Annotated in this window: 26 protein-coding genes; 25 read left to right on the top strand and 1 reads right to left on the bottom strand. The window is 58.6% G+C overall.

Features of this window, described 5'->3' with window-relative positions; genetic code table 11:
- Positions 1–3: 3 nt before the first annotated feature.
- The 3 genes from AC0L2U_RS04620 to AC0L2U_RS04610 are packed head-to-tail and all read left to right on the top strand — an operon-like array spanning position 4 to position 2,592.
- Positions 4–876 (top strand): ABC transporter permease, encoded by an 873-nt coding sequence (locus AC0L2U_RS04620; protein ID WP_245481910.1) that lies wholly within the window; start codon positions 4–6, stop codon positions 874–876.
- On the top strand, positions 869–1,660 hold the full coding sequence (locus AC0L2U_RS04615) for an ABC transporter permease (RefSeq protein ID WP_127810985.1): 792 nt from the start codon (positions 869–871) through the stop codon (positions 1,658–1,660). The genes AC0L2U_RS04620 and AC0L2U_RS04615 overlap by 8 nt, the downstream gene beginning before the upstream one ends.
- Positions 1,657–2,592 carry a phosphorylase family protein gene (locus AC0L2U_RS04610; RefSeq protein WP_473601524.1) on the top strand — a complete coding sequence of 312 codons (936 nt, stop codon included), beginning with the start codon at positions 1,657–1,659 and terminating at the stop codon, positions 2,590–2,592. The genes AC0L2U_RS04615 and AC0L2U_RS04610 overlap by 4 nt, the downstream gene beginning before the upstream one ends.
- A 33-nt stretch (positions 2,593–2,625) precedes the next feature.
- Here AC0L2U_RS04610 and AC0L2U_RS04605 read toward each other — a convergent pair whose 3' ends face one another.
- Positions 2,626–3,534, bottom strand: a complete 909-nt coding sequence (locus AC0L2U_RS04605; protein WP_127327126.1) for an MBL fold metallo-hydrolase — start codon at positions 3,532–3,534, stop codon at positions 2,626–2,628.
- Positions 3,535–3,651: 117 nt separating this feature from the next.
- Here AC0L2U_RS04605 and AC0L2U_RS04600 point away from each other — a divergent pair, with 117 nt between their 5' ends.
- The 22 genes from AC0L2U_RS04600 (at position 3,652) to rfbC (ending at position 25,814) form a co-directional block, all read left to right on the top strand.
- Positions 3,652–4,242 carry a biotin transporter BioY gene (locus AC0L2U_RS04600; protein ID WP_023808554.1) on the top strand — a complete coding sequence of 197 codons (591 nt, stop codon included), beginning with the start codon at positions 3,652–3,654 and terminating at the stop codon, positions 4,240–4,242.
- Positions 4,243–4,607: 365 nt separating this feature from the next.
- Complete coding sequence (locus tag AC0L2U_RS04595) at positions 4,608–5,885, top strand: sugar transferase (RefSeq protein WP_245486678.1); 1,278 nt, start codon at positions 4,608–4,610, stop codon at positions 5,883–5,885.
- A 43-nt stretch (positions 5,886–5,928) separates the two neighbouring features.
- Positions 5,929–7,203 carry a nucleotide sugar dehydrogenase gene (locus tag AC0L2U_RS04590; protein WP_127810984.1) on the top strand — a complete coding sequence of 425 codons (1,275 nt, stop codon included), beginning with the start codon at positions 5,929–5,931 and terminating at the stop codon, positions 7,201–7,203.
- A complete protein-coding gene (locus AC0L2U_RS04585; RefSeq protein ID WP_127395597.1) occupies positions 7,203–8,228 on the top strand; it encodes an NAD-dependent epimerase in 1,026 nt (341 codons plus the stop codon). The genes AC0L2U_RS04590 and AC0L2U_RS04585 overlap by 1 nt, the downstream gene beginning before the upstream one ends.
- 97 nt (positions 8,229–8,325) lie before the next feature.
- Complete coding sequence (locus AC0L2U_RS04580; protein ID WP_164873884.1) at positions 8,326–9,156, top strand: glycosyltransferase family 2 protein; 831 nt, start codon at positions 8,326–8,328, stop codon at positions 9,154–9,156.
- Positions 9,153–10,421: a polysaccharide biosynthesis protein gene (locus AC0L2U_RS04575; RefSeq protein WP_128289078.1), complete on the top strand. Its 1,269-nt coding sequence runs from the start codon at positions 9,153–9,155 to the stop codon at positions 10,419–10,421. The genes AC0L2U_RS04580 and AC0L2U_RS04575 overlap by 4 nt, the downstream gene beginning before the upstream one ends.
- Complete coding sequence (locus tag AC0L2U_RS04570; protein ID WP_164895696.1) at positions 10,414–11,190, top strand: class I SAM-dependent methyltransferase; 777 nt, start codon at positions 10,414–10,416, stop codon at positions 11,188–11,190. The genes AC0L2U_RS04575 and AC0L2U_RS04570 overlap by 8 nt, the downstream gene beginning before the upstream one ends.
- A gap of 5 nt (positions 11,191–11,195) precedes the next feature.
- Complete coding sequence (locus AC0L2U_RS04565) at positions 11,196–12,005, top strand: class I SAM-dependent methyltransferase (protein WP_128289076.1); 810 nt, start codon at positions 11,196–11,198, stop codon at positions 12,003–12,005.
- Positions 11,983–13,140, top strand: coding sequence for a glycosyltransferase (locus AC0L2U_RS04560; RefSeq protein ID WP_164895695.1), 1,158 nt, complete (start codon positions 11,983–11,985; stop codon positions 13,138–13,140). Before AC0L2U_RS04565 ends, AC0L2U_RS04560 begins: the two co-directional genes overlap by 23 nt.
- Entirely contained in the window at positions 13,137–14,279 is a 1,143-nt protein-coding gene (locus tag AC0L2U_RS04555) for a glycosyltransferase family 4 protein (protein ID WP_127395603.1), read from the top strand. Before AC0L2U_RS04560 ends, AC0L2U_RS04555 begins: the two co-directional genes overlap by 4 nt.
- Positions 14,280–14,336: 57 nt before the next feature.
- Positions 14,337–14,771, top strand: a complete 435-nt coding sequence (locus tag AC0L2U_RS04550) for a hypothetical protein (protein WP_127395604.1) — start codon at positions 14,337–14,339, stop codon at positions 14,769–14,771.
- 151 nt (positions 14,772–14,922) lie between these two features.
- Positions 14,923–15,981, top strand: a complete 1,059-nt coding sequence (locus tag AC0L2U_RS04545) for a Fic family protein (RefSeq protein ID WP_128289074.1) — start codon at positions 14,923–14,925, stop codon at positions 15,979–15,981.
- A 684-nt stretch (positions 15,982–16,665) separates the two neighbouring features.
- Positions 16,666–16,992: a hypothetical protein gene (locus AC0L2U_RS04540; RefSeq protein ID WP_245481758.1), complete on the top strand. Its 327-nt coding sequence runs from the start codon at positions 16,666–16,668 to the stop codon at positions 16,990–16,992.
- Between the two features lie 326 nt (positions 16,993–17,318).
- The gene (locus AC0L2U_RS04535) at positions 17,319–17,639 is read left to right on the top strand and encodes a hypothetical protein (RefSeq protein ID WP_128288255.1); all 321 of its coding nucleotides are present in this window, start codon (positions 17,319–17,321) and stop codon (positions 17,637–17,639) included.
- Between the two features lie 120 nt (positions 17,640–17,759).
- Positions 17,760–18,569, top strand: coding sequence for a tyrosine-protein phosphatase (locus AC0L2U_RS04530; RefSeq protein ID WP_473601492.1), 810 nt, complete (start codon positions 17,760–17,762; stop codon positions 18,567–18,569).
- Positions 18,569–19,351 carry a polysaccharide biosynthesis/export family protein gene (locus AC0L2U_RS04525; protein WP_473601491.1) on the top strand — a complete coding sequence of 261 codons (783 nt, stop codon included), beginning with the start codon at positions 18,569–18,571 and terminating at the stop codon, positions 19,349–19,351. The genes AC0L2U_RS04530 and AC0L2U_RS04525 overlap by 1 nt, the downstream gene beginning before the upstream one ends.
- Before the next feature lie 215 nt (positions 19,352–19,566).
- Positions 19,567–20,121 carry a hypothetical protein gene (locus tag AC0L2U_RS04520; RefSeq protein WP_473601490.1) on the top strand — a complete coding sequence of 185 codons (555 nt, stop codon included), beginning with the start codon at positions 19,567–19,569 and terminating at the stop codon, positions 20,119–20,121.
- On the top strand, positions 20,118–21,758 hold the full coding sequence (locus AC0L2U_RS04515) for a polysaccharide biosynthesis tyrosine autokinase (RefSeq protein WP_473601488.1): 1,641 nt from the start codon (positions 20,118–20,120) through the stop codon (positions 21,756–21,758). The genes AC0L2U_RS04520 and AC0L2U_RS04515 overlap by 4 nt, the downstream gene beginning before the upstream one ends.
- Positions 21,646–22,905 (top strand): tetratricopeptide repeat protein, encoded by a 1,260-nt coding sequence (locus tag AC0L2U_RS04510; RefSeq protein WP_473601487.1) that lies wholly within the window; start codon positions 21,646–21,648, stop codon positions 22,903–22,905. The genes AC0L2U_RS04515 and AC0L2U_RS04510 overlap by 113 nt, the downstream gene beginning before the upstream one ends.
- Positions 22,902–24,233, top strand: coding sequence for an O-antigen ligase family protein (locus AC0L2U_RS04505; RefSeq protein WP_127810973.1), 1,332 nt, complete (start codon positions 22,902–22,904; stop codon positions 24,231–24,233). The genes AC0L2U_RS04510 and AC0L2U_RS04505 overlap by 4 nt, the downstream gene beginning before the upstream one ends.
- A gap of 144 nt (positions 24,234–24,377) precedes the next feature.
- On the top strand, positions 24,378–25,259 hold the full coding sequence (gene rfbA, locus AC0L2U_RS04500; RefSeq protein WP_127272412.1) for a glucose-1-phosphate thymidylyltransferase RfbA: 882 nt from the start codon (positions 24,378–24,380) through the stop codon (positions 25,257–25,259).
- Positions 25,260–25,814 carry a dTDP-4-dehydrorhamnose 3,5-epimerase gene (rfbC, locus tag AC0L2U_RS04495; protein WP_024503666.1) on the top strand — a complete coding sequence of 185 codons (555 nt, stop codon included), beginning with the start codon at positions 25,260–25,262 and terminating at the stop codon, positions 25,812–25,814. It begins immediately after the preceding gene.
- Positions 25,815–25,822: the final 8 nt, after the last annotated feature.

Genomic DNA, 25,822 nt, shown 5'->3' with positions numbered 1-25,822 from the left:
GTCATGGCGAATCCCGCGCTTGCGGCAGACGCAAGACGAGAGCGGCGGTTCTTCCTCTCACTTTCTCTGCCGGCGCTGTTCATCGTTGGGCTGGCTGCGATACTGCCTATCCTGTGGATCATCCGGCAATCGTTCCTGACCACGGATGGCGAATACACTCTCGGCAACTACGAGAAGGTGCTTTCGAGCGGGCTGACATGGTCGGCACTGGTCACAACCCTTGAATTGTCCCTGGGCACGCTGGCGATCTGCATTCTTCTCGGTACTCCCCTGGCGCTCGCCCTGGCCAGCGCCAGACCTAGGGTGGCCAATTTGCTGATGGCCTTCGTCATGCTGCCATTGTGGACCTCCATTCTGGTGCGCACCTATGGCTGGCTGGTGCTGTTGCGGCGCGATGGCCTGATCAACGCAACTTTGACGGGTTCAGGCCTGACAGCTGAGCCATTGCCGCTGGTCTACAATTTCACGGGAACGCTGATCGGCATGGTTCACTACATGCTGCCGCTCTTTCTGCTGCCGGTTTATGCCGCGATGCGCGATATCGACGCCAACCTCATTCGTGCGGCGGCGAGCATGGGCGCCACTCTCGGGCAAACGATCCGCACGGTCATTCTGCCGCTTTCGGCCGGCGGCATCTTCTCGGGGTCGATCATCGTCTTCATCTATACGCTCGGCTTCTTCATCACGCCGGCGGTGCTGGGCGGCGGCAAGGTAAATCCTCTCTCCACCCGGATCGAGCGCACGCTATCGACCTTTCAGGATTGGGGGTCGGCGAGCGTCCTGGGCATTCTGCTCCTCGTTGTCATGGCTCTGATCGGTGTGATGTTCCTGTCGGCACGGCGACTGCTGACGCGCGACGGTGCGTCCCATGCTTGAGGCCTATCCGGACAACAGGCTGTCCCGCATCTGTCTGTGGGGCTTTTCCGCACTCGTGCTGGCGTTCTTGATGCTGCCAACGCTCGTGGTCGCGCCGCTGTCCTTTTCGGCGTCCGACCTTCTCGAGTTCCCGCCGCGCGCATATTCATTGCGCTGGTACGATCATTTTTTCGGTTCGGCGACGTGGATGGCTGCGCTCAGGACGAGCCTGGTTCTTGGAACATTGACAGCTATGCTCGCGGTACCCTTGGGGCTGCTGGCCTGCATTTCGATAAATCGGCTCGGCGGAAAGGCCGCTGTTACCATTCAGGGCATTCTGCTCACCCCGTCCATCGTGCCAGGAATCCTGCTTGCGATCGGTCTCTTCTTTGTGCTGGCGGCGCAACATCTGGTCGGAACGCTATTCGGCGTGCTGGTCGGGCATGTGGTGTTGGCCATTCCTGTCGTGTGCATTGTGCTGTTGCCCGCTCTGGCCCGCTTTGACTGGAACCAAGTTCAGGCGGCGCGCAGCCTCGGCGCGAACTGGGCGAGAGCCATCGGCGGCATAATTGTCCCGCAGCTTCAGATCAGTCTGCTGTCGGCCATATTGATGGCCTTCCTGACATCACTCGACGAATCCGTCATTTCGATCTTCGTCTCGAGTGGTCAAAACAGCACGCTGCCGAAGCTCATGTTCATATCTCTGCGCGATCAGATCGATCCGACCATCGCGGCGATCTCAACGGTGTGGACCGCCATGGTCGTGGTCGTCGTCTTGATCGTGACTTTACACCAAAAATCATGACTGAAATTGGAAACATGCTCACAAATCAGATAGCCAGTGATCCGGCGGATCACGCAGCGGACATACCTCAGGTAGGACTGGCCATCATCACCGGGTCGGCAAACTGGGGGCTGGCCTTCCCGGAAGATATCGAATTCGATGCTGTGCGCACCTTGCGGCGTGACATTAGTTTTGAAACGCCTTTCGGCCGCAGCGACAACTGGAAGCTGATCGAGTTCGATGCCTCGATTACTGCGGAAGGCAGAACGAAACGTGCGTTGTGCATGTATTCGCACGGCAATCCGCGCGACCATATCGACCATTCCTGCCATCGCCGGGCGTTCTGGGTGTTGATGAACGCGGGTGTAAAGCAAGTCCTAGCCTGCTCGACCGTTGGAGCCGTCAACAAAGCGATTCAACCCGGCGACATGGTGGTGACTGCCGATATCATCGAACTGACGCAGACGCCTTTTTCACTGCTTCCAGACCGCCAGAGCTTTGACTGCTCGGGCAAGCAGATCGTATGTCCAAGATGTGCGGCGGTTCTGGTTGAGACGGCCCGCCGTCATTGGCCAGCCGAATGCCGGGTTCATGGCATCGAGCAGCAGTTGGTGGCTGCCCATTGTTACGGGCCTCGACTGACAACCCCAGCCGAGGCTTTGGCTTATCGAAGCATGGGCGCGGATGTGCTCAACCATTCCATCGCCCCCGAGGCGACCCTGTCGCGCGAAATCGGCGCTTGTTTCGTGCCGCTTGCGTTCGTGACCGCGGGTTTCAACGACTATATGGACCGCAGTCGCCAGGAATTGCTGCAGGAGCATGTGTTGCCGAGCCTCTCCATGACCGCCTCGCGGGTTGCGCTGGAGACCGCGGCACGACTTCCAACTGATCCTGAATGCTCTTGCCAGGGCTTGAAGTCGCCCCAACCGGCAGAGCGCTCCAGCCGCTTCTAGAGTATAAAGGGCGCAGATGAGCTCGCGCCGATCTTAGCTTGCCGGCACAAAAATACCGGTGATGGCCGGGTCGCCGTCTGTCGTGACCAGGCCGCGCGCCGTCAGATCCTCGAGATGGGCAAGCACCGACAATCCGGCGGCGCCATGCAGCCGCGGGTCGGTGTCCCTGTAGATCGCCTTGACCATGTCCACGATCGTCCGGTCCCCCTCTTTGACCCGCTCCAGAATGGCGCGCTCGCGCATCTTGCGATGCGTCTTCAACCCGCGCATGAAAGCGCGCGGTGCTGTCACCGGCCCGCCATGTCCTGGCAACAGCAAGCGGTCCCCGCGTTCGATCAAGCGGTCCAGCGAGGCCATGTAGTCGGCCATCGCCCCGTCCGGCGGGGCGACGATGGAGGTTGCCCAGGCCATGACATGATCGGCCGAAAACAGGATGCCGGTTCCCTGCAGCGCGAACGCCGCATGATTGGCGGTGTGGCCCGGGGTCAGAACCGTCCTGATCGACCAGCCGTCGCCGTCGACCACCTCGCCGTCGGGCAGGGCGACATCAGGGATGAAAGCCGTGTCGGCACTGGCATCGAGCGCATTGGTCTCGCCGATATGCAGGGCTCTTGCCGGCCGGTGCGGCCCCTCTGCCAGCACGAGGGCGCCGGTGCGCTCTTTCAGCCGGGCCGCCAGCGGGGAGTGGTCGCGATGCGTGTGGCTGACGAAGATATGGCTGACCGGCCGGCCTGCGATCACCTCGATCAGGGTCCGCAGATGCGCCTCGTCCTCCGGCCCCGGATCGATCACCGCCAGCGTATCGCGGCCAACAACGTAGCTGTTGGTGCCGTGAAAGGTGAAGGGGCTTGGATTGCGGGCCGTGATGCGCTGGACATCGGGCGCGACATTCACCCCCTGGCCATAGAAGGGGTCGAAGCCGGTATCGAATTTCAGTGCCATGCATCGGTGCCTTGTTTCGGGAAACGGCAAAACCGATTGCCGCACAACACGCAAGCCAATATAGGAGGATGTGAGGCCGCGAACATCGGAGTGCGGCAATCGGATTGGGGAAATACCATGGCAATTGCAACTACGATGCGTCCGCTTGTTTCTCTGGCTCTGCCGCAAAACGGCGCGGCGCGGCTGGCAACGCAGCTTTTCCTGGCCATCGCCGGAACGCTTGTGCTGACACTGTCGGCCAAGACCAAGGTAATGCTCGGGCCGGTCGACATTTCGATGCAGACGCTGGCCGTGCTGCTGATCGCCGCCGCCTTCGGCATGCGTCTCGGCGTCGCCACCCTGCTGCTCTACATGGCCGAGGGCGCCATGGGCTTCCCCGTCTTCCAGAGCACGCCTGAAAAGGGTCTCGGCATTGCCTACATGCTCGGCTCGACCGGCGGCTATCTCGCCGGCTTCGTGGTCATGGCGGCAATTGTCGGCTGGGCGGCGGATCGCGGCTGGGACCGCCATCCAATCAAGCTTTTCAACGCCATGCTGGTTGGCGAAGTCGTCATGATGGCAATGGGCTTTGCCTGGCTGGCGCTGCTCATCGGTCCGGAAAAGTCGTGGCAGTTCGGCGTCGTGCCGTTCATCGTCGGCGACCTGATCAAGGTGGCGCTCGCGGCAAGCCTGGTGCCGGCCGTCTGGACGCTGCTGAAGCGCGGCTGAAGCGCGCGATCGAAGAAACGGCCAGGGGCAATCAAGCCACTGGCCGGAGCGGCGTCACTGGCGGATTTCCGGTCTGATGTCCGCCAACCTCGATAGATTGTCGGTTAGATCGCCCTAGACGCTGCGACATCTTCAGTAATGATCATTAAGTCGCTTTATTAGCCCAGGCTTTTCAATTTCCCGAACTGTTGATCTGAGAAATAGATGCTTGCTGGCGCGACCGCGCTGTCGTAGCTCTTGGTCTTCGACTGTATCGAATCGCCGGGGGGCGAGACGTCCGATTCGTTGTTGTGAACGATCAGGTCAGATGCGCTATCGCGCTGGTCTGTCGCCGATACGGCAGCTTCGGGGAAGGGGGGAAGACGTTGAATGTCGCAGCGTCGACTATTGTCGGAAGCCGGCACTTCCTGTTCAGGATTCGGTTTCAACTGCTTGGCGGACTGACATTCGCGATTTTTGCGCCGGCGATCATCCGGATTGTCTTCAATCCTGAATTCATCTATTCGGCCAATCTTCAGGTAACAGTAGCCGCTGCGGTCATCGCGCACCTTGTGGGCTTCTTGTCTTATCGCCGCATCGGAAATTTCCCAGGCGTGGCCGCGGCAAGTTACATCTTGCCGACATTTGCCCTGTCCTACGGGGCTGTTTTCCTGACCATCTTCTTTTTTCGGTTCGAGTACAGCCGGTTTCAGGCTGCCGCCAGTTTCACGCAGTCCACGCTCTGGTACTTCGGCCTGAGCCTGTTGACGCGGCGTCTCGATCCGTACCGGCTCGTGGTGATTCCCGGCGGAGATGTCGAGCGCCTCAAGACGTTACCGGGTGTGCATTGGTTTTGGATCAAGTCGACCAGTACGATAATCGAAAGAGCCAGCGGCGTGGTCGTTGATCTGCGTGCCGATCTTGGCGCGGAATGGGAACGATACATCGCGGATCGGGCCCTTTCGGGAACGCCCGTATACCACGTCAAGCAGGTCAGAGAGTCGCTGACCGGTCGGGTCGAGATCGAGCACCTGTCGGAAAACACGCTTGGTTCGCTCAATCCGAACCAGGCCTATCTCAAGATCAAGCAGGCGGTCGACTGGGTCTCGGCACTTGTCTTGATCATCGTTCTTTCCCCCGTTCTGGCGTTGATAGCGCTGCTGATCCGGCTGGATTCCGATGGTCCTGCGCTGTTTCGCCAGCAACGCATGGGCTACCGGGGCAAGATCTGCACGGTCTACAAGTTTCGCTCGATGCGCCAGCACTCTGGCGCCGGCAGCGAAAAGGAAAGGGCGATCACCAGGCACGACGATGACCGCATCACCAGAGTCGGGCGTTTCCTGCGAAAATCCAGGATCGACGAACTGCCGCAGGTCATCAACATCCTGCGTGGCGAAATGAGTTGGATCGGGCCGCGGCCGGAAGCTGTCGTGCTGTCGCAGTGGTACGAGGCTGAGCTGCCATTCTACCGCTACAGGCATATCGTCAGGCCGGGCATAAGTGGGTGGGCACAAGTAAATCAGGGGCATGTGGCTGCCGTCGATGACGTTATGGAAAAATTGCACTATGATTTCTATTACATAAAGAACTTTTCGCCTTGGCTGGACGTTTTGATAACTCTCAAGACGCTGAAAACGATGCTTACCGGCTTTGGTGCGAGATAACCAATGCGAAGCATGGCTCTGGAATAGCAAGCGCAGGAAGCAGATGGATCTCGCCTCCAGGAAAATAGCGATCATCGGGCTTGGCTATGTCGGCCTGCCGCTGGCGGTCGCCTTCGGCGCCGGCAGGGATGTCGTCGGTTTCGACATCGACCAGTCGAGGGTGGACGCGCTGAGGCGTGGCGACGACCATACGCTGGAAGCCAGCAGCGATGAGATCAGTGCTGCGTCGCGGCTGACATTCACCACCGACAAGGCCGATCTGCGCGATTGCGGGATTTTCATCGTCACGGTTCCAACGCCGATCGACAGGGCCAACCGTCCGGATCTGAAACCGCTGATCATGGCATCGACTTTTGTCGGCGAGGTCATATCGCCAGGCGCGGTGGTGATCTTCGAATCGACGGTCTATCCCGGCTGCACGGAAGAGGTGTGCGCGCCGCTGATCGAGAAACATTCGGGCCTGCGCTACAATGAGGGGTTCTTCCTCGGCTACAGTCCCGAGCGCATCAATCCGGGCGACCGCGAGCATCGGTTGCAAACGATCGTCAAGGTCACCAGCGGCTCGACGCCGGAAGCGGCCGAAGGTATCGATGCGCTCTATGCCTCGATCGTGCCGGCAGGCACACACCGTACCTCGAGCATTGCGGTCGCCGAAGCGGCCAAGGTCATCGAGAACACTCAGCGCGACCTCAACATCGCGCTGATGAACGAGTTGTCGCTTATCTTCGGCAAGCTCGGCATCGACACGTCCGAAGTGCTGGAAGCCGCCGGCACCAAATGGAATTTCCTGCGCTTCACGCCTGGTCTCGTCGGCGGCCACTGCATCGGCGTCGATCCCTACTATCTCACCCACAAGGCCCAGGAACTCGGCTATCATCCGGAGGTGATTCTTGCTGGCCGCCGTATCAATGACGGCATGGGTCGGCACGCGGCGGATCAGACGGCCCGCCTGATGATGCGCAAGGGAATACCTGTCGTTGGCAGCCGGATTCTGGTGATGGGCGCGGCCTTCAAGGAAAATTGTCCGGACCTGAGGAATTCCAAGGTCGCCGATATCGTTGCCCAACTGAAGGAATACAACGCCGGCATCGACATATGGGACCCCTGGGTCGACGCGCAGGAATGCGCGCGTGCCTTCGGCGTAGCCAGCATGAAGGACATTCCCGACATGCGTTATGACGGCGTTATCGTGGCCGTCGGCCACAGGCAGTTCCGCGCGTTAGGCGTCGACGGCCTGATGGCGCTTTGCAAGACCCCGGGCGTCATCTACGACATCAAGGGTCTGTTCCCCAGGCATGTCACGGATGGGCGTTTCTGATGAAGGTTCTGGTCACCGGCGCGGCCGGCTTCATAGGATATCACGTAGCGAAGCGGCTGCTGGAGCGCGGTGACGAGGTCGTCGGCATCGACAACGTCAACGACTATTACGATCCGGAGATCAAGGAGGCGAGGCTGCGGCTTCTGGACGAGGCGAGCCGCAAGACCAATGCCGGCTATCATTTCATCCGCGGCAATCTCGCCGACAAGAGCGTGGTCGACGCCTGCTTTGCCGACCATGCATTCGACCGGGTGATCCATCTCGCCGCCCAGGCCGGGGTTCGCTACAGCCTGGAAAACCCGCATGCCTATGTCGAAAGCAACATCATCGCCTACACCAACATGCTGGAGGCCTGCCGCAACAGCGCCGTCGCGCACCTGACCTATGCCAGCACGTCGAGTGTCTACGGTGCCAACACCGACATGCCGTTTTCCGAGCATCGTCCGGCCGACCATCCGCTGCAGTTCTACGCCGCGACCAAGCGCGCCAACGAACTGATGGCGCACAGCTACAGCCATCTGTTCGGATTGCCGACGACCGGGCTTCGCTTCTTCACGGTGTATGGTCCCTGGGGTCGCCCGGACATGGCGCTGTTCCTGTTCACCAGGAACATCCTGGCCGGCGAGCCGATCAAGCTGTTCAACAACGGCAACCACACGCGCGACTTCACCTATGTCGATGACATCGCCGAAGGCGTGATCCGCGCCAGCGACAGCCCGGCCACGGGCAATGCCGCCTGGGACTCCAGCCGTCCCGATCCGGCCACAAGCAGCGCCCCCTGGCGCATCTTCAACATCGGCAACAACAACCCGGTGAAGCTGACCGCCTATGTCGAGGCGCTGGAAAACGCGCTGGGCCGCAAAGCCATCGTCGAACTCTTGCCGCTGCAGCCCGGCGACGTGCCCGATACCTTCGCCGACACCTCGGCGCTGGAGCAGGCGGTCGGCTACCGCCCGGCGACGACGGTGACCGAGGGCGTCGGGCGGTTCGTCGAGTGGTACAAGGCGTATTTTGCGCGGGGATAAGGCTCGGCGTTTCCCGGCTGATCCGCGCTGTTCCATGATCGCGTAACCAGGAGCAGATGGAATCGATACGGCTCGCAAACAGGCAGTCTGCAATCCATTGCAGTCCCAGGCGCTATTGAGCGTCTGCATCCCCACGTTCAATCGGCGGGATCGCGTTGCGGCGCTGGTTCAGCAACTGTTGCGTACGGACTGCCCATTGCAGATATGCGTCCATGTCGACGGTTCGACCGACGGAACGAACGAAGCGCTTGCGGAAATCGCATCTCGCGATGCCAGTTTGGTGGTCACCACCGGCCCGAATGACGGCAGAGGCCGCGCGATGTTTTCGGCGATTGCTTCCGCCACTGGCGACTATTGCATGGTCTTCGATGATGACGACGATCTCTTCACCGATCGCCTGCCGGAAGTCTGTGAGCACCTCTCGCAGAGAGGTGTCGATGAGAAGATTGCGGGTTTTGTGTTCTCGATGGCTCTTGGCCACCCAGAGACGGCAGCAGAGCCGTTTCCGTCGGAACGGACAAACCTGATAAAGATGCGGGCCGACGAACGGGTGGTCGGCGACAAGAAGGAGGTCATCAAAACTCCTTTGCTTAAACGGGTTGCCGTGCCCCCAGCGGGGCGGTTCCGCCGCGTTCCAACATCTCTTCTCTGGTCCAGATTGGCGATCGAATACGACGTTATCTGTGTCAATGTCGAGATTGGACAAAAACGATATTTGCCGGAGGGGATGACGGCAAGGATTCGGCTTCTTCAGCGACAAAATGCATACCCGATGTTGTTGCTGAACTTGAACTACATCAAGGCGTTCTGGCTAGGACGATATCGGTCAGTTCGGTTCTTGGGCAAGGCGGTTCTTGCCTGTTTGAGCTTTGGTGTCTTGAGTTTCCCGTTCTTGCTCAAGAGGTCATTCGTGCGGGTGACTTCATGAAAGAAGCCAGCCTGTGGAAGTTGGTGGAAGCCATCGTAATACGAATTGTTCCTGGTCTTCTGAACATAGCGACGTTGCTGTACATCGGCAGCCATCTGGAGACTGGACAGTACGGTGTTTTCAGCACGACGATTGCGACAGTTTCATTTATTTCGACACTTGTTTTTGGAGTCGCGACCTATTCGATAATGCCGGTTTCCGCAAAAATGCATGCCGCGGGAATGGGTAGAGAGTACGTATCGTCCATTTTGACCGTGCTGGCAGTTGTGGTGTTGTTTGTCGTTCTGGCTGGACTGGCAATGACGTGGCTGGGATTTGGCAATGCCGTTGCCGCGACCATCATCGTTTCTTTCGGCTTGCACACCGCACTTCAAGAGATTTTGAGGTCACAACTGCGTTTGTGGGCGTACGGTTGGTCGGCGATTGGCCAGGCCGTCGCATACCAGGCAGGAGCCATAATCCTGCTTGTCGGCGATGCGAAAGTAGGCTCGGCTCTTGCAGCCTTTTCGCTCAGCTATTTCGTCGGAGCGCTGATTTCATTTGCCTTCCTGGGACCTATGAATCTGAGACGGCCTGGCTTTTCCTATCTTGCCGGGTCTCTGGTTACAGGCTGGGGATTTGTGTTGAGCAATCTGGCCGAGAGCGGCGTGTTTGTCGGCATTCGATACATTGTTTTGTTGCTTGGCTCCGAGACCCATCTCGGTGTCTTCTCGTTTTGCGTCGATCTTTCACAACGGTCCGTCGGCTTCTTCATGAATGCGGCCAGCTTCGTATTTGTGCCAAGGGCGTTTCTCAGTGCCGCAAATGGAAACGTCAGGGAGTTTCGGCGCGGACTGTTCGAGGGAGCGGCCATCGCACTCATTTTTGCGACCGTGGCCGCGGCCGGAATAGTTGGCCTGTTTTTCTCGGGCCATGCATCCGGATGGCTGGGGAAGTCTTTTGATCCTGTGGTGTTCGGGATCGTTTCTTGTGCTGTTCTGGTCAACAGGACGAAGAAAGTGATCATCGATCCTTTTGCGCTTAGGTCGAGCAAAGCGATGACGTTGACCTATTCCTACGCGATAGGGGCGTTGGCTTGCTGTTGTCTGGCGGCATTGGGCCTTTGGTGGCGGGTGCCTCTTGGCAGTGAAATGGCATTTTTGTTCGGATATGTCGTTGCCGCTGGCTGTTCCTTTTTCGCATTGAGGAATGTGATTGCAGATCAAGGGCCTGGTGCGAAACAGCGCACCGTTTTGATGGTCGGTCCGGATGCCAGAAATGAATGAGAAGAAAGCATTCTACGACGAGAAAAACAGGCGCATCGTCCATGTCGGCACGGTGGCTGATGACGACTATTGGGATTCTCACTGGGCCGAAGGGATTGTCTTGAGGCCGGATCGCTTTGTCGTTGAAACCACCAAGCGATACCTGACCGGATCGGCCAAGATCCTGGACGCTGGATGTGGCTTGGCCAATACGGTCCATGGCCTCGACCAGGCAGGCTTTTCCGCCTACGGGATCGACTTCGCGCAGAAGACCGTGGGGATGGTGAATCGTGCCGCGCCCCATTTGCAAGTGACCGTGGGGGATGTTCGAGCAACGGGCTTCGCGGACGAATTCTTCGATGGGGTGTGGTCTCTGGGGGTGATCGAGCACTTCTTCGACGGTTACGATGAGATCGCATTGGAGATGAAGCGCATCATCCGGTCAGGAGGAGTTGCCTTCGTGACAGTGCCGAGCATTTCTCCTCTCCGGCGGCTGAAGATCAGAATGGGTCTCTATCCCAGGTTTCCAGGTGAACGGGCCGGATTTTACCAGTTCGTTCTTGAGCCGTCTTCGATTGTTTCCAATTTCGAACAGCACGGCTTCAAGCTTCTGGGATCACAGCCGAGGGGAGGCTTCAAGGGGCTGAAGGACGAGACATTTTTCTCCAAGCCGATGCAGGCCTGGTACGACAGTAAGAATGGAATCCTGAGAGGTTTGCGTGCTGCTGCGGACCGGTTGCTCGGCCCATTTTCGCATCATACGCGGCTCTACGTCTTCCACAGGATATAGCGCGGATGTCAAATCCGAGTGGGCGCAGATCGCCAAACGAAACCGGTGGTGAAGCAGTGTCGATATTGCGAAAGTTTGTTCGCACGAATGTGGCCATTTCCGAGTTCCTGGACAGTGCTCTGCCGCGGCGCCTTCGCATCGACGGCAACCGGACCTTTGCGACGGAGATAGCACCTCCCTTACTTACCTCAAACGCTCGGGTTTACGATCTTGGCGGGGGTGCCAGGCCGTTCGTCAGTCTTTCGGAGAAGCGGCGCCTGGGGCTTTTTGTCGTTGGGCTCGACCTCGACGCGGAAGAGTTGTCGAAAGCGCCACGCGGAATATACGACGAGGAGATTGAAGCGGACCTTACCTCGTTTAGGGGGAGGGGCGATGCCGACGTCGTCATTTGCCAAGCAACGCTCGAGCACGTCCGTGATGGCGAGGGCGCCCTGCGCGGCATTGCCAGTTGCGTGAAACCGGGAGGCATGGTTGCCATTTTCTCGCCCTCGCGCAACGCCGTTTTTGCCAGATTGAATCGGGTCCTGCCGGAGGGGATGAAGCGACGGCTGCTTTTTGCGATCTATCCTGAAAAGGGCATGGGTCATGACGGGTTTCCGGCCTTCTACGACAAGTGCTTGCCCAGTGACGTCGAAACAATCGCAAAACGGAACGACCTGGAACTTATCGAGCGCCGTCTGTTCTGGAAAAGCTCCTACTTCTATTTTTTCGTGCCGGCCTTTCTTGCCTGGCGCATCTGGTTAGGCGTTTCGGCCCTGTTCCTCCGCAAGGATGCCGCTGAAACCTACGCCTATGTCTTTCGGCGAAAACAGTGAGTTCCCGCGGCCCATGAAAAGGAAGCTCGCGCTGATCGCCATTCCGCTCGACAGAAGAGGCGGTGCCGAAACCATCCTGAAACTTGTTGCGCGCGCACTCGCGAGGCGACCCGACTGGGACGTCGAAATCGGCTTCTTGGGTAGCCAGGCGGCGGGCGAGGCCGCTGGATCACACCAGGACGGAATTCGGTGCAGCTACGGCTATGGCGGCGGCAAGGCCATGAGCGAGTTTTTGCTCGCCCCGCGGCTGATCCGGCGTCGGTACGATTTGGTGTTCTCGAGCCACGCACGGGTAAACTCGTTTCTGGCTGCCGCCCGAAGCGTTGGACTTCTCCGCAGCCATAGGCTGGTCGCCCGCGAGTCCACGGTACTTCTGGATCGCTTCAAGGGTCCTCGCGCGCTCGCTTACAAGGCGCTCTACGCTGCCTATGGCAGCCAGGACATGATAGTCGCGCAAACGAGCTATATGAATGAACGCCTGCGTGACGTATTGCCCCGGCGAGCAATCGCCAAGCTGTGTACTTTGCCCAACCCGGTCGACGAAGATCTCATCGTCAAAATGTCCATGGAAGCATCGTCGGGGCACGACGCCGAGATACTTTCACGCCGTCCGCAGATAGTCTGGTGCGGCCGGCTGATTGATGTGAAGCGTCCGATGATCGCGGTTGATGTGCTGGCCGAAGTCAGACGAAGGACCGGCGAGGATTATGAGCTGACCATGGTTGGCTCTGGCCCCATGGAAGCGGAGTTGAGAGCCCGCGCCGGCAAGCTTGATCTGACCTCGCGACTCAATCTGCTCGGCCAGAGAGACAACCCGTTTCCGCTGTTTCGCGCAGCGCGTGCCGGCATTCTCACGTCGGCGACGGAGGGATTTCCCAACGTCCTTCTGGAAATGATGGCTTGCCGGATTCCCGGCATCGTCACCACCCCCTGTGCGGGAGATCTGGACATGCTGTCGGGCCTGGAGATTTCAGCCGGCTTTGGCGCGTCGGAAATTGCGGAAGCACTGCTGAAGGTCATTCAAGGTGGTGATCGGTCGGCCTTGTACGGAAAGACCTTGTCGGAAAGATCGCCGGATCGGTTTGCGGATATGCTGTTGAGAACGCCGTTGTCATATCCGGGTGGGCAGCGATGACGGCCGTTGCTCGCAACAAGATAGTCGTCTCGATAAACACATCCTGGAATGTCGTCAATTTTCGCAAGGGACTGATCGAGGCGCTGCGGAGCCGCGGCTATGACGTGGTCGTCGTCGCGCCGAGAGACGAGTATTCTCCGCTGATTGCGGCCATGGACTGCCGCTATGTCGAACTCGACATGGACAATTCCGGCACGTCACCGTTGCGGGATTTGGTCCTTCTGTGGCGCTACTGGCGTCTCTTGCGGCGCGAGAGACCGCTGGCCTTTGTCGGCTTCACGATCAAGCCCAATGTGTTCGGCTCCATCGCGGCCAATCTGAACGGCATTCCCGTCATCAACAACATTTCGGGATTGGGGACAGCGTTCGTCCGCGGTGGTCTGCTGCTCAGGATTGCCAAGGCCTTGTACCGGGTGGCATTGGCCCGTTCCAAAATGGTTTTCTTCCAGAATGACGATGACCGGATGCTGTTCGTCAACGAACGCCTGGTTCGCAAGGATCGAACCGCGCTTTTGCCTGGCTCCGGCATCGACCTCGTGCGTTTTGCCCCTTCGCCCGAAGCGCGCACCGGGTCTGGCGCCATCATCTTTCTTCTCGTGGCCCGGCTTCTCTGGGACAAGGGTGTCGGCGAGTTCATCACGGCGGCCCGTCGGGTTTGCCGTGAGGTGCCCGGAGTGCGTTTCCAGCTACTCGGCTTTCTTGATGTCGAAAACCGGACCGCGGTCAACCGCGAACACGTGGAAAAATGGGTTGGCGAGGGATTGGTCGAATATCTCGGCTCCACCGACGATGTGCGGCCTTTCATTGGTGCCGCGGATTGTGTCGTGTTGCCCTCCTACAGGGAGGGAACGCCGCGCTCGCTGCTCGAGGCGGCTGCGATGGGCAAGCCGCTGATCGCAACCGACGTGCCAGGATGCAGGGAAGTGGTGGACCACGCGGTCAATGGCTTCCTATGCAAGGTGAGGGACCCTGATGACCTTGCGAGCAAGATGGTCGAGTTTGCGCGGCTGGACGACTCGTCCAGGGACAGGATGGGAGCCCAGAGCAGAAACAAGGTCGAGCGGCAGTTTTCGGAAACGATCGTCATCGAGAAGTACATGCAGCAGATAGAAAGACTGAGCGCCCTTGCGGCGAAATGAGCGGACCGGCCGCACAGGGTCGGAGGGAGGATAGTTTTGTCAGTCAGGAGCATAGCGTTGCTTGCCGTCGTGGCAGTTTTGTTTGGTGTTGGCTTTCTGGGCATCATCGTGATGCAGAGGGGCGGCCCGTCCCCCGCGAAGCCGGTAGCCGAGCTCAAGCCGTTTGACGGCAAGCTCGCCATTCCATCGGTCGATGATCTGCGTGTCGGCGGTCGCAAGATCCTGCTGTGCGGGGCGTCGTTTTCCAGGCCTCAGGCCATGCGCCTCCTGGTGACGGAAGCGGCGCGCCGAGACTACCAGGGGCTCGTCCTGGCCTGCAAACCTGTCGGTGCCGGAACACCTTGCGACGGCAAGATCGCTTCCAGGGTTGGCGATAACCTTGTTGTGCAGTGCCTGACGGCTGAGGGGGAAGATTTGGCCACCATACTCACGCAGGGCGGAATTCTCTGCGGCCAGCCGGTTCAGGCCGGCGCAACGTACAAACCTTGCTGAGCAGGTCGCCAGTCAGACCAGAGGCTCTTGCGGCGAAGTGAGTGGGTCTTGTTCTTAAGCTGGCCGGCTGCCCGCAGTTGGGTATTTACGGGTCCTTTATTGGGTATGTCGGTTCTTGAATTTTCGGGTATTTTTGGGTATATTTGCGGGTATGACCCTGAAGATCGACTCTCTGCAAATTACCACCGAGATCCTTGCCCTGGTCTCGGAGATCGACGAATTCAAAGGGGCTTGGCGAGCGCTGGGCGCGCTTGCTCCGGAACGCTTATCGGCTCTGCGCCGCGTTGCGACCATCGAGAGCATCGGCTCTTCTACCCGTATCGAAGGAAGCAGGCTTACTGACGGCGAAGTGGAGCGGCTGCTCGCCAACCTCGACATCAAATTCTTTGAGTCCCGAGACGAGCAGGAAGTCGCCGGATATGCGCAGGTCATGGAAATGATCTTCGCGCATTTCGATGCGATTGATCTGACCGAAAACCACCTGACACAGCTACACCGTGACCTGCTGGCGTTCAGCAACAAGGATGAACGCCACCGCGGTGCATATAAGACACTCGCCAATAATGTCAGTGCGTTCGATGCCGACGGAAAAGAGATCGGCGTCATCTTCGAAACGGCGACGCCTTTCGATACGCCGAAGCGGATGAAAGAGCTTGTCGAGTGGACACGCGACACACTCAACGAGCAAAGCCTGCACCCTCTGCTCGTCGTCGCAATCTTCACGGTGGTGTTTCTGGAGATACACCCATTCCAGGACGGCAATGGAAGGCTGTCACGCGTTCTGACGACGCTCCTGCTGATGCGCAGCGGATATGCGTATGTGCCTTACTCTTCCCTCGAAAGTGTGATTGAGAACAGCAAGGAAGGCTACTATCTGGCGCTACGCCAGACTCAGAAGACGATCCGCAGCCCGAACCCCAATTGGCAACCATGGGCTGTGTATTTCCTGCGCGCTCTGCAGCAGCAAAAGCGGAGATTGGAGAAAAAAATCGAGCGGGAACGTCTTGTGCTCGGCACGTTGCCGGAACTCTCTCTGCAAATCGTTGAGGCCATCAATGAGCGTGGGCGCATAACCATCAGCGAGATCGTCAACCTGACAGGTGCAAACCGAAACACCGTCAAAAAACACTTGGCAATTCTGGTCGAAGCGAACCATCTGGCCCAACATGGAACCGGCAAGGGAACGTGGTACGGCCAAAATAGGCGGTAAAGCCGCCAAGTCTGAGGCACGTCGACTTGGTGAGTTGGATCGCGGTTGGGGCATGGAGCAGATCTCTATGGCGGGAGAGCAGGAATGTAGCCGAGCCGGCCGCCTACCCCGTTGGCCGCGATTGGTATCGAGCCGATCTCGAATTACATGCTGTCAGCACGACCAATGGTTGAAATCGCGCGGCTGCCATCAAGGAATATCTACCGAAAAATGTATCGATAATTCAATATATTAGGTTGGTTGGCGAAAGGTTTGGCGCGCTCAGCTTGGTCAAAGCTTATCGAGCCAGTCACCGCGGAAAGGAGACCTCAAATTTTTTTCCGATAGTAAGAAACCTGTGACAGGTAGTCGAAAACTATTAATGCGATCTGGCTAAGGTACTGTGCTTGGACAGACACGCGTCAGCTTAAATCGCCTCGCGCGCGCGAAACAGGTTGGAATTGTGGCGAAAAACTGGTACGCGCTGATGCAATGCCTTTGACTGGGTGCGTCTGAAGTGGTGCAGCGAGAAGGGATCGAAGACTGATGAGCCTTGTGGTTAAAACTGCGCTTGCCGTATTTGTCGTGTCAATCGGGTTTGGTTCAGCTTCATCGTTTGCCCAGGATGCTTCGTGCAGCTGCGCGACACCCTATCAAGGTTCGGCAAACCAGATCGGATCCATCCGTTCCGCCACCGGTGATGTGATGGTGTCGCAGACGGCGGGCTATGGCGCTGCCAAGGTTGGAAGCGCGCTCGATTTCGGCAGCCGTGTGGTGGTTGGCGCCAACGGCGCGGCCTCCGTTCTGGTCGGCGGCTGCAATCTGGAGGTTTCGGCCAATTCGAGCCTCGACGTTTCCCGCCTTGGCAACAACATTTGCCTCAAGCTTGTCGGCTCTGAGAAGACGGCTGCTATTCAGCCCTCCGGCGGCGGCGCCGGGTTCGGTCCGCCGGAGGCGATTTTCGCCGGGGCGCTTCTGACGTCTGGCGTGCTCGCGGCGACGCAGGACGACGACAACGGCGTCAGCCGCTGACGAAGATATGGCGGCGTCGGCCGCTGTAGAGAAGGGTCTGGAAAGGTCGGCGGCCCGGCTGGTTTATTGGGTTTGTTAACCATATTGTTCTATTGCTTGGGGCGGGGCGGGCTGTAATTCGTACCAACAGGGCGAGTTACAGGTTTTGGTGGGGTAAAATGATGAGTTGCCATCAGTTCGGGGTTGCTTTTGCTTTTGTTGCATTCGTCGCAGGGGGCGCCCTGTTCGCCGCGCCCGAGGCTGTAGCTCAGCAAACCTGTTCCTGTCTTGTGCCGGCGTCCGCAGACGCAATAGGTCGTCTTACGCAGGTCCGGGGTGATGTCCAGATGTCCCAGGCCGGCGGCTATGCAGGGGTGGATGCCGAGGCGCCGGTGTATGCGGGCGCGCGCATCATGACCGGGGCGCAGGCGTCTGCTTCGCTGGCTATCGGAGCCAATTGCGCGCTCGATATTCCAGCCAATGCCACCGTCAAGGTCGACCCTATCGAAGGCGGCATGTGCGTTTCGCTTGAGACACCGTCTGCGACGATCGTACCCGCCAGCTCAGAACCTGGCATGCTGCCGGTTCTCTTGGGCGGCGCCGCCGTCGGTGGTGCCGCCGCCCTTATTATCGGCCTGCAGGATGACGACGACGCGGTCAGCCAATAGGCGGGATACGACCCCCGCTGTTTTGCGTAAATTTGTCAAATGCGTCATTCGCCTTCATGCGGGTGACGCGTTTCTATTTTGTCGAGGCGAAGCTTTGCCTCCTCTCAACCAGAAACGCCAATGATCGACCTGCATTCACATATCCTGCCCGGTCTCGATGACGGTTCTCCTGACTTGGCCATGTCGCTGGAGATGGCACGGCTGGCAGTGGCCGACGGTACGACGCATATGGCATGTACGCCGCATGTAATGCCTGGGGTTTATGAGAACGCCACGCCAAAGATTGCCGGGGCTGTTCAGGCGTTAGAACTGGAGCTTCATCGCGCTGCCATACCGCTTACCCTATATGTTGGCGCTGATGTTCATCTCGCGCCTGATCTCCCCGATCGATTGAGGGTTGGTACGGTGCCGACTCTGAACGGATCCCGCTATTTCCTGTTCGAACCGCCACATCACATTTTGCCTCCGCGGCTCGAAAACTTCGCCGCCCGTCTCATAGGCGCCGGCTTCGTGCCGATCCTCACTCATCCAGAGCGGTTGACCTGGATCAAGGCGAATTACGACGTCATCGAGAGGTTGAATACGCTAGGCTGCCTTATTCAGCTCACGGCTGATTCTGTGACGGGGGCCTTTGGACGTACGGCGCTCTACTACTCGGAGAAGCTGCTGGATGAGGGCAGGGTGGATATTGTCGCCTCCGACACCCACGGCGCCAGCCGGCGGCGGCCAGGGCTTTCGCAGGCGGTTGTCGCCATCGCGAACCGGTGTGGGGAAGATGAGGCTTACAACATGGCAGTGAAACGCCCGGACGCGATATTGCAAAATCGGCCGCTCGTGCCCATGGGAAAGCAAAGCCCGAGAAAATCGGGGGGCAGCAGTGCGGGGCGGTTTGGCGGATTGGGCCGGTTGTTTAAGAGCGGGGCTCTTTGATGGGCATTTTCGATCTCGCAAGAAGTCATGCGGGCACCGTGCCCGCTTTGCTCGCATCGCTAGCAATATCTGCCTGCGCAAGCACTTCGTCGACATCGACGTCCTCCACCAGTTCTGTCGATGCGCTGCAGCCGACGGCGTCTTCATCGGCGCTCTCTGGCGGTGGTACGCTGCAGGTGGTCAAGGATCTCCCGCCGCCGCAGAATACCCAGAACGGCAGCGAGCAGCCTCTGTCTGCCAACGATGTGCTCGAGGTCAGTGTTTTTCAGGTCGATAATTTGAACAGAACAGTTCAGGTCGACGCGGGCGGACAGATTTCGCTTCCGCTGATTGGGACCATGACTGCAGCCGGCAAGACCGTTCGTCAGCTCGAGAAGGAAATCGAGACTGCCTACGGTGAAAAGTACTTGCAGTCGCCTGACGTGACGATTTTCGTCAAGGAGTCGATTGGCCAGCGCATCACGGTCGATGGTGAAGTCAACAAGGCCGGCATTTATCCGGTGTCCAGCAGCGCTTCCTTGCTCGACGCGATCGCTCTTGCCGGAGGGTTCAATCCGGTCGGTGATGCCGGCAAGATCTTCGTCTATCGCAATGTCGGCCAAAACAAGCTGGTCGCAAATTACAATGTCGAGGAAATCCGCGCCGGCAAGAACCGCAACCCGCGCATCTATGGCGGCGACGTGGTCGTCGTTTTTGCTTCGAAGTCGAAAATCGCGATGAACAATTTGAAGGATGCGCTGGGCCTCGCCTCCAGCGCTGCCCGCATTGCGGTCATTCCGTAGACACGGACAACCCCAGGATCACCTCGCGCATGCTCGATCGTAACAGGCAGCCCCAACTTGCCGGACCCGGACATGGCCAGGCCCTGTCCGCGGACTCCTATTACGACGTGCCGCAAAACTACGGTCCCTATGGTCGCGACTATGCGGGCCAGGATGAGGGGTTCAACCCGCTCAAGCTGCTTTTATACATCGTCCAGTATCGCTGGCTGATCGTCATGATGGCGGCGGCCGGGCTCGTTGCCGGCGTCATCGTGACGATGATGCAGACACCAAAATATCTGGCGACGACGCAGCTCGAAGTTCTGGTGCCTTCGGCGAAAGTGTTTCAGGACATTGAGGTCGTTTCCGAAAACAGCGACGTCCGGGCCTTCCTGACCGCTCGGGAGAAGCTGAAGAGCCGGGCATTGGCTCAGCGCGTGGTGTTCCAGCTTGGGCTTAGCGAAAAACCGGATTTTCTGTTTCCGACGCCGAGCTTTTCCCCGAGCAATATTGTCTACCGTGCGTTCGGGATGTCCAAGTCACCCTCCATTGAGGAGAAAACGCCCGAAGAGCGCGAGGCAATTGCGATCAAGCGCATCCAGGAAGATCTGACAGTCAATCTGGTCACCAATACGAGCCTGCTATCGATCACCTTCGTCGATCAAAAGCCGAAATATTCAAGCGACGTTGCCAATCAGGTCGCGCAGAGCTTTATCGATCAACGTCTCGATCAGACCAGCGAGACCTCTGATCTGGACGGCAGTTCATCCAGGAACAGGTTTGGCAGGTGAAGCAAAAGCTGCAGACCTCCGAAGAGGAACTGGTCACCTATGCAAAAGATGCCGGCATCACGGTTACCGGCGATGACAAATCGCTGATCGGCTCCAACATCGAAGCCCTGAACACCGCCCTGGCCACTGCAATCCAGGAGCGTCTTGATGCGGGGCGGGTGGTCGATCAGATAGAAAAAGGCCGCGGGTCGAGCCTCGGTCCGGTTCTGGAAAGCGAAGGTCTGCAGAAGCTTAGCGAAAAGCTGGCGGATCTGACCAGCCAGTATCAGCAGAAATTGGGCATCCTGAAGCCCGGTTTTCCGGAAATGCAGCAATTGCAATCGCAGATCAAGGAACTCCAGCGAATCTACAACAACGGCGTGCTGGCGATAACCGATTCGTTGCGGCTGAAATATCAGGAAGCACAGAACAAGGAAGCCGACCTCAAGTCCAAGCTCGCGGAGATGGAGAGGCAGCAGGTCGTCTTCAACGACAAGAATATCAAATACACGATCCTGAAGCGCGAGGTCGACTCCAACCGGTCGCAGTATGACAGCCTTATCGCCAAGCTGAATGAAGTCGGCGTCAGCTCGGAGCTCAAGACGCAAAGCGCTGCGATAGTCGATTTCGCTTCGCTGCCCACAGCCCCCTATTCTCCACGTCTGAGCATCAACCTTGCAGTCGCTCTCGCGCTTTTCATGGCCCTGGCTGCATCGATCATCTACATCATCGAGTTGCTGAACAATACTTTCACCAACCCGGAGCAGATCGAGAAAGAGCTGGGGCTGGCGATGCTCGGCATCCTGCCGCTTGTCGGTGACCGCGAACTCATAGCCAGCATCGCCGATCAAAAATCCGGGCTCTCCGAGGCCTATCGTTCGCTGCGAACATCGCTGCAGTTCTCCGGTGCGGAGGGCGCGCCGCGATCGCTGCTGGTGACCAGTTCGGAACCGTCGGAAGGCAAGTCGACCACGTCGTTCAAGCTTGGCCAGGATTTCGCGGCACTCGGCGCAAGGGTTCTGCTTGTCGACGGCGATCTCCGCAAACCCAACCTGCACCGGCTGTTCGGCCTCGACAATGCGATCGGGCTGAGCAACCTGCTGACTAATACGGTTCGCAAGGACGATCTGCCGGGCATTTTCAGACCGACGAAATACCCTAATGTCACCGTGCTGACGTCCGGAACGATTCCGCCGAATCCGGCCGACCTGCTCTCGTCGCCGAAGATGGCGTTGATCTTGACCAATCTAGGCAAACGCTTCGATCTGGTCATCATCGACGCCCCGCCGGTCGTCGGTCTTTCCGATGCACCAATCCTCAGCCGGCTTGCCGAAGGCACATTGATGGTCGTTTCGACCAATCAGGTCACACGCAAGTCAGCCAAAACGGCACTCAAGCGTCTGCGCTCAGCCGGTGCGAACGTGATCGGAGCGGCAATGTCGAAATTCACGGTCAACAAGTTCGATTACAATTACGCCTATAAATACATGAACTATCAGTACTACGACTATGGCGCGAGTACCCCGAAAATTGAGGGCAAAGTCGATGACGGAGCAGGCGAGCCCGCTCACGCGAAATCTCCGGCGTTCAGGCGTTTGGTTCGTCGCCTCCGTTCTGGTGTTGGCGGTTTCGTCGATAGGGCTAAGTCGGCTTCTTGAGTCGGAAACGCCGGCCGTCTCGCTTGCGCTCGATCCGTTGAACATAGATGCCTTGATAGGCGAAATTGCCGGTCGGCTGAGCGAAACAGGCGACGGTGTTGATCTCGATGTCTTGGCAGCAAAGGCGAGGGGCGCGCTTCGTTTCAACGTGGCGGACGCCCGGCTCTACAGCCTGATAGGCGAGATTGAGTATCGACAAGGCGAGAAAGACGAGGCTTTTGAACTCTTCGACCAGGCTCGAAAGCTGTCCAAGACTGAAATCCATTCGCTTCAGAGATCGATCGATCGCTCGATCGAGATGGGCGACCTGTCAAAGGCCGTCGCCGAGATCGACACGTTGCTGCGCCGGTGGCCGCACACATTTCCAGTCATTGCGGCGGGCTTGCCGGCTATTCTTTCAAACCCGGACGGATATCAGGCTGTCCTGGCAGCCTTAAGGATCGAGGCACCGTGGAGGTCCAATCTTTTCTCCGCTCTTGGTAAGAATCCGCGGGGCCTGCGCGTCGCAAATCAACTGTTGCTGGACCTTACCGGATCGAGCTCACAACCGACGTCGAAGGAATTGTCTGCCGTAATCAACGGTTACATCCGGCAGAAGGAATACGAGGCGGCCTATCGGCTGTTCCTGTTCAGTCTGTCCGATCAGGAGCGGACACTGTCCGGATACATTTTCAACGGCGGCTTTGAACAGATCCTCAGCGACAAGCCATTCGACTGGCAGGTTCGCGACCGCTCCGGTCTGGAAATTACCTTTGCCGGGGCGCGCGATGTCGCAGAAAGCGATAGCGGAGCGACTGTCCGATTCCTGAATACGCCGGTGAAGAACGCCGCGCTCCAGCAATATGTCGAACTGCCTCCCGGCTCCTACAGGATTTCCCTGATCGCCTCCGCGAGAAACCTGAAGCTGCCCAAACAGTTGTTCTGGTCCATCAGATGCGCGGATCCGGCGAGCGAAATAGCTCGGTTCAACATTCCGGAGGGCACATTCAATCGGCGGCAGTTGAGTCTGGATTTCGCGATCGGACTAGGCGCGTGTCCCATGCAAGTGTTGCGGCTGGAAACAGCTGCCATCGCTGAGAGCTGGCGATTTCGATACGTTGGCACGTTGGTCATGCACAAATTGAGCATCGAAAGAGTTTCATCTTGAGAGAGCGGTCAGCCCGGTCCACGGAATGGGAAAAATATCTGCTTGGGTCGGTTCTTTTCCTGTCAGTGCTGATTGGCGGCGGCACCGCGAGCGGTCTCTACACCGATGCGCTGATCGAGGTGGCGGCGATTGTCGCGGCCGCGGCCGTCTTTTCAAGGCCGTCGGGGCACGGCATCCCTCGCTCGGCCCTGTGGTTGCTTGCTCTGGGCCTTGCCGTGTTCTGTTTTCAAATCGTGCCGCTGCCAGCCGCCCTGTTGAGCGGCTTGCGGCCTGAGGTTCTACTTGCAAATCCGTGGCTGAGCGGTGAAACCGGGCTGCGTTTCGTCAGTGTCGGCGTGGGACGTACGATCGAGTGTCTGTTGTACTTCCTGGCGATGGCTGCATTCTTTCTGAGCGTCACCCGCCTGCGCCCAGATCAGGTCTACGGCCTTCTGCCCTTCTTTTTCATGGGTGTCATCTGTAACGGACTGGCTGCGGCGATCCAGTATTCGCTCTCCGATACGGTCGCCATACAGGGTTTGCTGCCGTTCACGATCAATGCCGGACTGTTTGCCAACCAGAACCATTTTTCAGCTTTGCTCTTCGTCTCCATCCCCTTCGTCGTCTACTACGGCCTGTTTCGCGGGCATCTTCTGTCCGGGTCGCTCGGCTTGATAACGCTGCTGCTGTTGCTTCTTGCCGCCGGTTCGCGCGCCGGTATTCTGATAGGACTGGCGATCACCATAATATCAGTCGTCTTTCTGTCCGCGCGCTCGAGGCTGGGCGGGTATGGAATACCCGCTGTCTTCATCGGGCTTTCGCTCTATACGATCGGGGCGTGGACGAAAATCGATGCGGAAGTGGTTGACCCGGCCTTTGGACGGGCCGAATTTGCCCGCACGACGATCGCGGGAATTGAAGAGAACTGGGCGACGGGCGTGGGCTTTGGCAGTTTCCCAAAAGTCTACCAGATTTACGAAAAGGGAGAGATGATCTTCAAGCCCTACGTCAATCACGCCCACAATGATTATCTGGAATTGGCACTTGAAGGTGGCGCACCTGTTGTCTTTCTGGTCGCAGCTTACTCGATATTGCTTTTTGCGTTTTCCGTCACGGCACGGCGAGATCCGCTGCAGAAAATGGCGTTTCTCTCAGTATCGTTTCTGCTCGTTCATTCCCTGGTCGATTATCCCATGCGAACGGCGGCGCTTGCGATGACTTTCGCCTATATGAATGGCATCATCTTTCACAAGGGATTCGCTGGGCGGTTAAGCCAGAGAGGCGAGTCGACCGAGGCCCATGATGACAATCTGCTTGTTCCCGTCAGGCCGGCTCTGGCAAGACGATAGCAATGCGTCGCCTGGAATTGGCGATGGATTGGCGCCGGATAGTGACCCGGTCGTTTGCCGAACGCCGAGATTGACAAGCCATTGCATGGAACCTAAGCACGGGCGGCTGGGGCCGGGGGGTTCAGGCATGTCAAGGAGAGCTTCTTGAAAGGAATTATCCTTGCTGGAGGCAGTGGAACGCGTCTTTATCCACTAACATTAGCAGTCTCTAAGCAAATTCTGCCGATATACGACAAGCCGATGATCTATTATCCGCTGAGCGTTCTGATGCTCGCGGGTATCCGTGAAATTCTGATCATTTCGACGCCGCGTGACCTGCCGGTTTTTCGCGATCTGCTTGGCGATGGATCGGAGTTCGGCCTCGACCTGTCCTATGCCGAGCAACCGCAGCCCAACGGGCTGGCGGAAGCCTTCATCATCGGCCGCAATTTCATCGGCAAGGACAACGTGTCGATGATCCTCGGCGACAACATCTATTTCGGCGACGGGCTGTCGCAGCTTTGCCGCGACGCTGCCTCGCGCGAAAAGGGCGCTTCGGTGTTCGCCTATCATGTCGAGGATCCCCAGCGTTATGGCGTGGTTTCCTTCGACAAGGCCACGGGAACGGCGCTGACGATCGAGGAAAAGCCCCAGGTGCCGAAATCCAACTGGGCGGTTACCGGTCTCTACTTCTATGACAACGACGTCGTCGACATCGCCCCTGCCATCCGCCCCTCGGCGCGCGGCGAGCTCGAGATCACGGCGGTCAACAACGTCTACCTCGAGCGCGGCCAGTTGCATGTGCATCGGTTGGGGCGCGGCTATGCCTGGCTCGACACCGGCACGCATGACAGCCTGCATGAGGCCTCGTCATTCGTGCGCACCATCGAGCACCGCCAGGGCATCAAGGTCGCTTGTCCCGAAGAGATCGCCTTTGAACAGGGTTGGCTGACAGTGGACCAGGTTCTGCGTCGCGCCGATCACCTGGGCAAGAATGAATATGCCGCCTATCTGCGCCGGCGTGTCGTCGACCTGTCGGAGGGCTAGGTGTTGGAGGTCAGGCCCCTTGGCATCGATGGCGTGCTGGAAATCGTGCCGAAGCGACATGGCGACGCACGCGGCTTCTTCGTGGAAACCTACAATGCCGAGCGCTTTTCGCAGGCCGGCATAGACCTGGCTTTCGTGCAGGACAATCATTCCTATTCCGCCGCGGCGGGCGTCTTGCGAGGGCTTCACTATCAGCTTGCGCCGCGCGCCCAGGACAAGCTGCTGCGCGTCATCCGGGGCAGCATTCTCGATGTCGCGGTCGACATTCGCCGCGGTTCGAAAACCTTCGGAAAATGGGTCGCTCTCGAAGTGTCGGCCGAAAAGGGCAACCAGATTCTGGTGCCGAAAGGCTTCGCGCACGGCTTCGTGACGCTCGTGCCCGACACCGAGGTCCTGTATAAGGTGACCGACACCTATTCGCAGGCGCATGATCGGTCGATCCGTTTCGACGATCCCGCCATCGGCATCGAATGGCCGTCACTGACCGGCGGGTTCCAGCTCTCGGACAAGGACCTCAAGGCGCCGCTGCTGGCCGCCGCCGAGGTGTTCGCCTGATGGGTTAC

This window comes from Mesorhizobium sp. WSM4808, from assembly GCF_055811675.1.
The sequence above is the reverse complement of the archived record's forward strand: the minus strand, read 5'-3'. Positions and strand labels throughout refer to the sequence as shown.